1 protein-coding gene and 1 pseudogene are annotated in these 1,548 nt (G+C 36.6%); both read right to left on the reverse strand.

The features are described 5' to 3' along the window. Nucleotides 1-232: pseudogene (locus ABY905_RS17200) on the reverse strand (hypothetical protein); the annotation flags it as partial. Nucleotides 233-407: 175 nt separating this feature from the next. Continuing rightward, nucleotides 408-1,548, reverse strand: a 1,141-nt coding sequence (locus ABY905_RS17205) for a RagB/SusD family nutrient uptake outer membrane protein (RefSeq protein ID WP_372646121.1), incomplete at its 5' end; no start/stop codon positions are given.

Raw genomic sequence — 1,548 nt, forward strand, 5'->3', positions numbered from 1 at the left:
CCAATACTGCGCCTATAGTCAGTATTAATGCTTGCAAACCTATTGTATGAAGGTTGTTGATTATCTTGTCGTTTGTTCCAACACCTATACCCAAAAGAAATAACAAAAGGAAAATTGAAAATGAGGTTAAAATCCCCACAATTTTTATGATTTTTGGTCGATTCCCAATAAATAGGCCAATGCCCATTCCTAAAACCATAATGGCTAATACAATGATGATGTCCAGTAGCATAGGTGAGTTAGTGTTTGTAATTTATCTTGAAATAATAATTCTACTGGCAAAGTAAATAAATAAAGAGCCAGATAGGTATTAGGAAGTGAAATATTTGTTTTGAAATATATTGGGCGGAGTAAGTTGCAACTCCGCCCAATAATCTAACTACTCACTTATGAAAAAATGTAATCTTTTATTCAATTGCATTATTTGAGTTGATTTCACTTTCTGGAATTGGAAAGAAATGTGACGCATTATTAACACCAGATCTACCATGATCAAGCATAGTTTCGTTTAATTTGCCCCAACGTCTTAAGTCATGAAAACGCGAACCTTCCATTGCTAATTCGCAAACTCTTTCGTGCTCTATCTGAAAGCTGACATATTCTTTTGATGATCCAGTCATTGCTGGCATTCCTGCACGTGCTCTTACTGCATTAATATGAGGAATAGCTGCTGCAGTTTCGTCTAATTCATTAAGCGTTTCAGCATACATCAACAAAACATCTGCATATCGTAGTAAAGGCATGTTATTCCCGATTGAATTAGCATAGAAATCATCTTCGCTTTCAGGAAGATATTTTCTAAAGCCAGTTTTATCGCGAGGAGTACCAGCCCAATCCCACCAAGAATTGAATGTATATCCATAAACACGAGGGTTTGCATCATCGTTGAAATACTCATCTTCGAAGAATAATGTTTCGTACAAACGGTGATCGAATCGACCATCAGTAGCTATTTTACCTTCTCTTTTGAATTCCTGAAGAAGATAGTCACTACCAGCGATTTCATCCCATCCGCCTAAACCAGCAGGTTTTAACCAACGATGGTAAGGAAACTTAAACCAAGATCCGTTATCCGTATTTGTTGATAATTGTAGCTCAAATAAAACTTCATCAGAATTTTGATTGGTACCATTAAACATTGAAATGAATGAAGATTCTAAACTATAGTTACCGCTAGCTACTACTGAAGCAAAAGCTATTTTTGCAGCAGTATAATATGCTGTAGCATCTGTCGTTGTTTCACTTGCAGAGAAAAGGTTTGCTTTACCTAAATAGGCTAAGGCCGTATATTTAGTTGCACGTCCAATATTTTCTACTGTATTGCTCTCAGGTAAGTTTGCTGCTGCAGCAGCAAAATCAGCAATGATGAAATCCCAGCATTCAGCTCTTTCGCTCACGGCTTTATCGATACTTGATAAACCTTTAGGATAAGCATCACGAAGAACGATTTTTTCCCAGTTCAAAAGAAGTTTCAAATGATAATAGCCTCTAAGGAAATGAGCTTCCGCCAAAACTTTGTCTTTAGCATCAGTACTGATTTGTTCCTCA

Origin of the sequence: Ancylomarina sp. (assembly GCF_041555295.1) — a bacterium.
Classification (GTDB): domain Bacteria; phylum Bacteroidota; class Bacteroidia; order Bacteroidales; family Marinifilaceae; genus Ancylomarina.